This window comes from Aeromonas sp. R1-2, from assembly GCF_040908505.1.
GTDB lineage: Bacteria > Pseudomonadota > Gammaproteobacteria > Enterobacterales > Aeromonadaceae > Aeromonas > Aeromonas veronii.
The window spans coordinates 145,659-153,131 of record NZ_JBFODU010000027.1 but is presented as its reverse complement, the minus strand read 5'-3'; the positions used below and the strand labels follow the sequence as shown (position 1 = coordinate 153,131).

5 protein-coding genes and 1 rRNA gene are annotated in these 7,473 nt (G+C 58.9%); 3 read left to right on the top strand and 3 right to left on the bottom strand.

Features of this window, described 5'->3' with window-relative positions; translation table 11 throughout:
• The first annotated feature begins 113 nt into the window (after positions 1–113).
• Together rrf and tcdA are read left to right on the top strand one after the other, a co-directional pair.
• Positions 114–228: ribosomal RNA gene (gene rrf, locus AB5Y76_RS11105) — 5S ribosomal RNA — on the top strand.
• Between the two features lie 194 nt (positions 229–422).
• Entirely contained in the window at positions 423–1,259 is an 837-nt protein-coding gene (tcdA, locus tag AB5Y76_RS11100) for a tRNA cyclic N6-threonylcarbamoyladenosine(37) synthase TcdA (RefSeq protein ID WP_263717952.1), read from the top strand.
• A 21-nt stretch (positions 1,260–1,280) separates the two neighbouring features.
• Here the strand turns inward: tcdA and AB5Y76_RS11095 are convergent, their stop codons facing one another.
• Both AB5Y76_RS11095 and AB5Y76_RS11090 read right to left on the bottom strand, forming a co-directional pair.
• Positions 1,281–1,715 carry a SufE family protein gene (locus AB5Y76_RS11095; RefSeq protein WP_263717953.1) on the bottom strand — a complete coding sequence of 145 codons (435 nt, stop codon included), beginning with the start codon at positions 1,713–1,715 and terminating at the stop codon, positions 1,281–1,283.
• Positions 1,716–1,728: 13 nt separating this feature from the next.
• Positions 1,729–2,949, bottom strand: a complete 1,221-nt coding sequence (locus AB5Y76_RS11090) for an aminotransferase class V-fold PLP-dependent enzyme (protein WP_263717954.1) — start codon at positions 2,947–2,949, stop codon at positions 1,729–1,731.
• Between the two features lie 181 nt (positions 2,950–3,130).
• On the opposite strand from AB5Y76_RS11090, the gene rep reads away from it, so the two are divergent.
• Positions 3,131–5,143 carry a DNA helicase Rep gene (gene rep / locus AB5Y76_RS11085; RefSeq protein WP_069529784.1) on the top strand — a complete coding sequence of 671 codons (2,013 nt, stop codon included), beginning with the start codon at positions 3,131–3,133 and terminating at the stop codon, positions 5,141–5,143.
• A gap of 2 nt (positions 5,144–5,145) precedes the next feature.
• Here rep and AB5Y76_RS11080 read toward each other — a convergent pair whose 3' ends face one another.
• Complete coding sequence (locus AB5Y76_RS11080) at positions 5,146–7,422, bottom strand: bifunctional diguanylate cyclase/phosphodiesterase (RefSeq protein WP_263717956.1); 2,277 nt, start codon at positions 7,420–7,422, stop codon at positions 5,146–5,148.
• Positions 7,423–7,473 lie beyond the last annotated feature (51 nt).

Below are 7,473 nucleotides of genomic sequence, written 5' to 3'. Positions count from 1 at the left end.
AAGTGTTCTAAGGCTTGTAACAGATACCAAGCGAACTACTCAAATTCAGTGATAGCGACAAGCCAATAGGCAACCTCGTTACTCACGTCAGCTTTCTCAGATTGAAGAATTTGCCTGGCGGCAATAGCGCCGTGGAACCACCTGATCCCATGCCGAACTCAGAAGTGAAACGCGGTAGCGCCGATGGTAGTGTGGCATTCGCCATGCGAGAGTAGGACACTGCCAGGCACCCAATACAAGAAACCCCGCTCATCGAGCGGGGTTTTTTATTGCCTACAATTCAGTAAATCGCCTTAATATTGACCTTTTATTCCCTCTTCCCTGCCGTTTTCCCTGTTTTTCCTCCCCTATTTTCTCCGGTTCTGTCATCGCCGCTGGCGTTGGTTGTCGTTATAATGGCCGCCCTCAAGCAAGGTGGTGGTATGAAAGCAGAATATCTACAGCGATTCGGGGGCATTGCCCGTCTTTATGGTCAGAGCGCACTGCGTTCCTTTAGCCAGGCCAAGGTCTGTGTGGTGGGGATCGGTGGCGTCGGTTCCTGGGCGGCAGAGGCGCTGGCCCGCGCCGGTATCAACCAGATCACCCTGATCGACATGGATGATATCTGCATCACCAACACCAATCGCCAGATCCACGCCATGCAGGGGACGGTTGGTCGCCTCAAGACCGAGGTGATGGCCGAGCGCATTCGCGCCATCAATCCGGATTGCGACGTGATCGAGGTGGACGATTTCGTCACCGCCGACAACCTGGCCGAGCATATCAAGCGAGAGTTTGACTATGTGGTGGACGCCATCGATTCGGTCAAGGCCAAGGTGGCGCTGATTGCCTTCTGCAAGCGTAACAAGATCCCGGTGATTGTAGCGGGTGGTGCCGGCGGGCAGATGGATCCGACCCAAATCACCGTGGCCGATTTGGCCAAGACCATTCAGGATCCGCTCGCTGCTAAGGTTCGCTCCGACCTGCGCCGGTTGCACAACTTCAGCAAGAATCCGGCGCGCAAATTCGGAGTGGAGTGTGTCTTCTCAACCGAGCAGTTGAGTTATCCGGATGGTAATGGTGGCACCTGTCAGGCCAAGGCGGCCAGCGATGGCACCATGAAGATGGATTGCGCCTCCGGTTTTGGCGCCGTGACGCCGGTGACGGCAACCTTCGGGCTGGTTGCCGCGTCCCGGGTATTGAAGAAGATTGCCGAGCGGGGCACCCGAGCCGAGAAAGAGGCAGGGAATGAAGATGCTGGGTCGATTAGCGAAGCCTAATCGACCACTGAACAAGGCGGGTTAGACCGCTTGTTCCCGGATCGCCAGTACGATCGCTCTGAGCCCGTTACCTCGTGACGGGCTCAAGTGTTTTTCAAGTCCCAGTTCGCTGAAATAGTCTTCCATATCAAAAGCCTGGATCGCCGCAGACGATTGGTGGTTGAGTGCTGCCAGCACGACGACGATTAGGCCCCGCACGATGCGAGCATCGGAATCACAGGCAAAGTGCCAGCAGCCATCCTCGCTTTGTTCTCCCTTCAGCCAAGCCTGGCTTTCACACCCCTTGAGGCGGAACTCCTCCTGCTGCCATTCGGCGGGTAGCGCTGGCAGCTGCTTGCCGAGCTGGATGATGAGCCGGTACTGGTTCTCCCAGCCGTGGGCGGCGGCAAACAGTTGGCGGATTTTGTCGGCGTTGGGCTCAAGGCCAATCTGGGTATAGATTGCGAGGTCACTCATTCGGTTGTCTGCCTTAGAAGAAGTCACTGAGTTTGTGCAGGGCGGCCAGCAGGGCGTCGACATCATCCCGATTGTTGTAGCAAGCCAGCGAGGCACGCATGGTGCCGCCGATCCCGAGCGATTCCATCAGCGGCATAGCGCAGTGATGGCCGACTCGCAGGGCGATCCCCTGCATATCGAGCAGGGTGGCAGCATCTTGCGGGTGGATGTCGTCGAGCAAGAAAGAGACCGCACCGGCGCGTTGGCCAGGTTCGCCGACCAGACGCAGCCCCGGCACCTGTTGCAGGCCAGCGACCAGATAGTCGGTCAGTGCCTGCTCATGTTGGGCGAGCCATTCCCTATCTTGCGCCATCACAAAGTCGATGGCGGCGGCGAGGCCAATAGCGCCAGCGATATGGGGGGTGCCCGCCTCGAATTTGAAGGGCAGGGTATTGAAGGTGGTGCCGCTGAAACTGACCCGATCGATCATCTCGCCACCGGCTTGCCAGGGCGGCATCCGCTCCAACAGCTCGGTGCGGCCCCACAACACACCGATGCCGGTCGGGCCATAGAGTTTGTGGCCGGAGAAGGCGTAGAAGTCGCAACCGATGGCTTGCACATCCACCTCGAGATGAGCCACCGCCTGGGCGCCGTCGATCAGGGTCAGAGCGCCGACTGCCTTGGCCGCTGCCACCATCTCTTTGACTGGATTGACGGTGCCAAGGGCATTGGATACGTGGGCCACGCTCACCAGCCGGGTGCGTGGCCCTAGCATGGCGTGATAGGCGGCCAGATCGAGATCGCCCCGCTCATCGAGGGGGATAACCCGGATGACTGCGCCTGTGCGCTGGGCGACCAGTTGCCACGGGACGATATTGGCGTGGTGCTCCAGCGTACTGAGGATGATTTCATCCCCCGCCTTGAGCTCGCTCATCCCCCAGCTCTGGGCTACCAGATTGATCGCTTCCGTGGTGCCGCGGGTCCAGATCACTTCGTGGCTGCGGGGCGCATTGATAAAGCAGGCGACCGTCTCGCGGGCAGTTTCGAAGGCGCGGGTCGCGCGGCCACTCAGGGCGTGGGCGGCACGGTGCACGTTGGCGTTGTCGACCCGATAGTAGTGAGCGATGGCATCCAGTACCGCTTGTGGTTTCTGGGTGGTGGCGGCGTTGTCCAGATAGACCAGAGGGTGGCCGTTTACCTCCTGCGCCAAGGCCGGAAACTGGCTGCGCAGCTGGTCGTGCTGTTGCTGATTCATGCTCCCCTCATCATCTGGAAAAAGTCATCATCTCGAAAGGTCGGTCATGATCCTGAAAATAGCGCCCGAACACAAGGTGCGATAAGTCGGAATGGCGGTTGCTTGCCGTGCAGTAGGTACGGCTCATCGGGTGATTTCTGGTACAATGCCGCCCCTCATCATAAGCCAAGAGATCCGGCCCATGAAGCTCAACCCCAATCAGAACGAAGCGGTCAAGTATGTCTCCGGCCCTTGCCTGGTGCTGGCGGGTGCCGGATCGGGCAAGACCCGCGTCATCACCAACAAGATTGCCTATCTGGTGCAGCAGTGCGGCTACAGTGCGCGCAACATCGCTGCGGTCACCTTTACCAACAAGGCGGCGCGGGAGATGAAGGAGCGGGTCGGCCAGACCCTGGGACGTAAGGAGGCGCGGGGTCTGATGGTCTCCACCTTCCATACCCTGGGTCTCGATATCATTCGTCGTGAGCACAAGAGCCTGAATCTCAAGGCCAACTTCTCCCTGTTCGATGACACCGACCAGCTGGCGCTGCTGAAAGAGTTGACTGAAGACGAGCTCGACAACGACAAGGACAAGCTCTCGGCCCTTATCAGCCAAATCTCCAACTGGAAGAACGACCTTATCTTGCCCGCCCGTGCCATGCGCATCGCCCGCGGGCCGGAAGAGGTGCTGATGGCCCAGCTCTACGAACGTTATCACCGCCAGATGGTGGCCTATAACGCGCTGGATTTTGACGACCTCATCGTGATGCCCACCCTGCTGCTCAAGAGCAATCAGGAGGTGCGCGAGCGCTGGCAGAACAAGATCCGCTATCTGCTGGTCGATGAGTATCAGGACACCAACACCAGCCAGTACGAGCTGGTGAAGCAGATCGTCGGCGAGCGGGCCCGTTTTACCGTGGTAGGGGATGATGACCAGTCCATCTACTCCTGGCGCGGTGCCAAGCCGCAGAATCTGGTGCTGCTGAGCGAGGATTTCCCCAGCCTCAAGCTGATCAAGCTGGAGCAGAACTACCGCTCCAAGCGGCGGATCCTCAAATGCGCCAACATCCTGATCGCCAACAACCCCCACGTCTATGACAAGGCGCTCTTCTCCGAGTTGGATGAAGGGGTGAAGCTCAAGGTGCTGTTCGCCAAGAACGAGGAGCACGAAGCGGAGCGGATCGCTGCCGAGATGATGGGACACAAGTTTATGAACCGCACCCGGTTCAAGGATTACGCCATCCTCTATCGGGGCAACCATCAGTCGCGCATCTTCGAGAAGGCACTGATGACCAACCGGATTCCTTACCGTATCTCCGGCGGCACCTCGTTTTTCTCCCGCACCGAGATCAAGGACATCATGGCCTACCTCAAGCTGCTGGTGAATCCGGATGAGGACACCGCCTTCCTGAGGGTGGTCAACCTGCCGCGTCGCGAGATCGGCCCCACCACCCTTGAAAAGCTTGGCCAATACGCCAACCAGCGCGGCAAGAGCCTGTTTGCTGCCAGCTTCGAACTGGGGCTGGAACAGCATCTCTCCGGGCGGGGCCTGACTGCTTTGCAGGCCTTCACCAACTGGTTGGTTCGCCTTGGCGATCAGGCGTTGCGCGGCAATCCGGTGGAGGCGGTGCGGGACATGATCAAGGAGATCCATTACGAAGAGTGGCTCTACGAGACCTCGCCCAGCCCGAAAGCGGCCGAGATGCGGATGCAGAACGTCTCCACCCTCTATCGCTGGATCACCGAGATGCTGGAAGGGGATGAGCTGGAGGAGTCGATGACGCTGGCTCAGGTGGTCACTCGCCTCACCCTACGCGACATGATGGAACGCAACGAGGGGGAGGATGACGCGGATCAGGTGCAACTGATGACGCTGCACGCCTCCAAGGGGTTGGAGTTCCCCTATGTCTATATGGTGGGGATGGAGGAGGGCTTGCTGCCCCACCAGACCAGCATAGATGAAGACAACGTCGAGGAGGAGCGGCGTCTCGCCTACGTGGGGATCACCCGGGCTCAGACCGAACTGACCTTCACCCTCTGCAAGGAGCGGCGCCAGTTTGGCGAGTCGGTACGTCCGGAGCCAAGCCGCTTCCTGCTGGAGCTGCCGCAGGATGATCTTGAATGGGAAAACCAGAAGAAGGTGACTGCCGAGGAGCGCCAGCAGAAGGGGCAGGTCGGTGTTGCCAACCTGCGGGCGTTGTTCAAGAAGGATTAACCCTAAGGATTGGCCGGGGTCAGTAGCGGTACTATGTCTGCTCCCGGCATGGGCGGTGAGATATAGCGCCCTTGCCCCATCCGGCAGCCGATATCAATCAGCTTCTGCAATTGCTGCTGGTTCTCGATCCCCTCGACCACCAGGGTGTAATCGAGATCCTGACAGATATCCCGCATGGCGCGGATTAGTGCGAGGTCTTTGGGGGACTGCAACATGCGCTGAGTAAAGCTGTCATCCACCTTGATGTAGTCCACCGGGAAGTGGAACAGGGCGTTGAGGGAGGAGAAGCCGGTACCGAAATCATCGAGGCTGATCTGGATACCCTTGGCGCGCAGCTCGTGCAGCGACGCCAGTGCATCGGAATCTTGTCGCGACAGCTCCCGCTCGTTGAATTCAAAAATCAGATAGCCGGGGGCGACCCCTTCCTCTTCGATAATTCCCATCAGCCGCATGATGTGGTCATGGTTGACCAGATGCTTGCCCGACAGATTGATGGCGATCTTGAACTTGCCCTGCCCGGAGATTGGCTGCCAGTTCTTCAGCTGTTGGCAGGTGTGGCGCAGGATCTGGTAATCCAGCTCCAGAATCAGGCCGCACTGCTCCGCCAGCGGAATAAAGTCGAACGCATCCTTTAGAATACCCTCCTCGGTCAGCCAGCGCGCCATCACCTCCAGTCCGGTCAGGCGGCTATCCTGCAGCCGGATCACCGGCTGGAAGTAGGGGACGATACGCCCCTCCCGCAGGGCTCTGGCCAGCATCTCTTCCGGCGAATTCCAGTTCTGGTTGATGCAATCATCCGAGTAGCTGACGATGCGACTGCGACCATTGCGTTTGGCCTGATACATGGCCAGATCGGCCTGATGGAGCAGCTGGCTGATATCTGAGGTTTGCTCGGAGACGCTCGATACCCCAAGGCTGACCGTAATGCTCAACTCGTTGCCGAGTAGCCGGAACGGGTAGGAGAGACGGCTGATAATGCGGTTGAGCACCGGGCTGATGTCATCGTCGCTCTTGCTGCTGTCCAGATAGATGACAAATTCGTCGCCCCCCAGTCTGGCCACCAGATCGTTTTGCCGGATGCAGGTCTGCAGGCGGCGGCTCACCTCCTTGAGCAGCTGATCGCCAGCGCTGTGGCCCAGGGTGTCATTGATCTGCTTGAAGTGATCCACATCGATAAAAATCACCGCGAATCCCGGCGATTTGTAGCGGTTGTAGTGGGTCATGGCGTGGTTGAGGTGGTTCATCAACAGCGCGCGGTTGGGCAGCTGGGTCAGTGGGTCGTGAAGCGCATCGAATTGCAGCCGCCGTTCCAGCTCCTGATGCTGCTTGAGCTGCTTTTGCAGCCTGAGGTTGGTCTGACGCAGCTGTTGCAGCCGCTGGTTGATGGAGTCTTCGGTATTGATGTCGTTGAGCTGCTGGCGGATCCGTCTCAGCTCCAGCAGCAGGGTAAGCTGGCCACGCAGGAAGTCGAGAAACAGCTTGTCGTCGGTCTCCAGCGGTTGAGCCGTGCTGATGATGAAGTGGGCGAAGTACTGTTGTTGCAGCCGCAGCGGCATGCTGTGCCAGTAGCGTGACTCCCTGCTCACCTCGATATTGCTGGTGCTGTGGCACAAGCCGCTGATGAACTCGTCCCCTTGATGGGGATGGGCAGGGTAGATCTTTTCCAGCTTCTGACTGGTTAACCTGACCAGCAGCATGTCCTCGATGGTGAGCATCTGGCGCAGTACCGCTTCCAGTTGGGAGAAGAGCGCCTGAGCCGGCAGGGTATTGGCGAGCCGCATGATGCGGCTGATGCTCTCGATTTTCTTTTTCCAGTTCGGGTCTTTGCGGATCAGCGGAGAAGGCAGCTCGGTGAGATGGGATCCCGCCTGGGTTTCGGTCAGCCGTTTGGCCAGACACTCCAGCAGCAGACGCAGGGTCGGCAGGTCGGCTGGGGTGCCACGCGCCAGCAACCACTGTATCTGGCCATGCTCGATGGGGAAGACGCACCATCCTTCGGCCTCATCCAGCTGGGTGAGCTGATCGGTGATGCGGGACTGCTCCCGGCCCAGCTGTTGCTTGAAGATATCGCTGACCTTGTAGGCGTAAAGCCAGTTTAGACCGGTATCGGAGAGGCCCAGCATGCCGAAATGTTGCAGCGGGCAGAGTTGGTCAATCTGCTGGATCAGGGCATCGTAATCGTCAGACGTGGCGGTTTGTGGCGCCGGGAAGTCCATAATGGCAGAGACCAACGCCAACAGAGGAGTTGAGTAGTGGGGTTCGATGGATTGGGCCGACATGTGCAACTCCCGATATGTCTACCTTACAAGAGTAGTCGGAAGCCGATAGAT

What these genes read in the sequence shown, in the direction of transcription:
- tcdA (WP_263717952.1), top strand. Translation starts at nt 423, where the DNA reads ATGAAAGCAGAATATCTACAGCGATTCGGGGGCATTGCCCGTCTTTAT.
- AB5Y76_RS11095 (WP_263717953.1), bottom strand. Translation starts at nt 1,715, where the DNA reads ATGAGTGACCTCGCAATCTATACCCAGATTGGCCTTGAGCCCAACGCC.
- AB5Y76_RS11090 (WP_263717954.1), bottom strand. Translation starts at nt 2,949, where the DNA reads ATGAATCAGCAACAGCACGACCAGCTGCGCAGCCAGTTTCCGGCCTTG.
- rep (WP_069529784.1), top strand. Translation starts at nt 3,131, where the DNA reads ATGAAGCTCAACCCCAATCAGAACGAAGCGGTCAAGTATGTCTCCGGC.
- AB5Y76_RS11080 (WP_263717956.1), bottom strand. Translation starts at nt 7,422, where the DNA reads ATGTCGGCCCAATCCATCGAACCCCACTACTCAACTCCTCTGTTGGCG.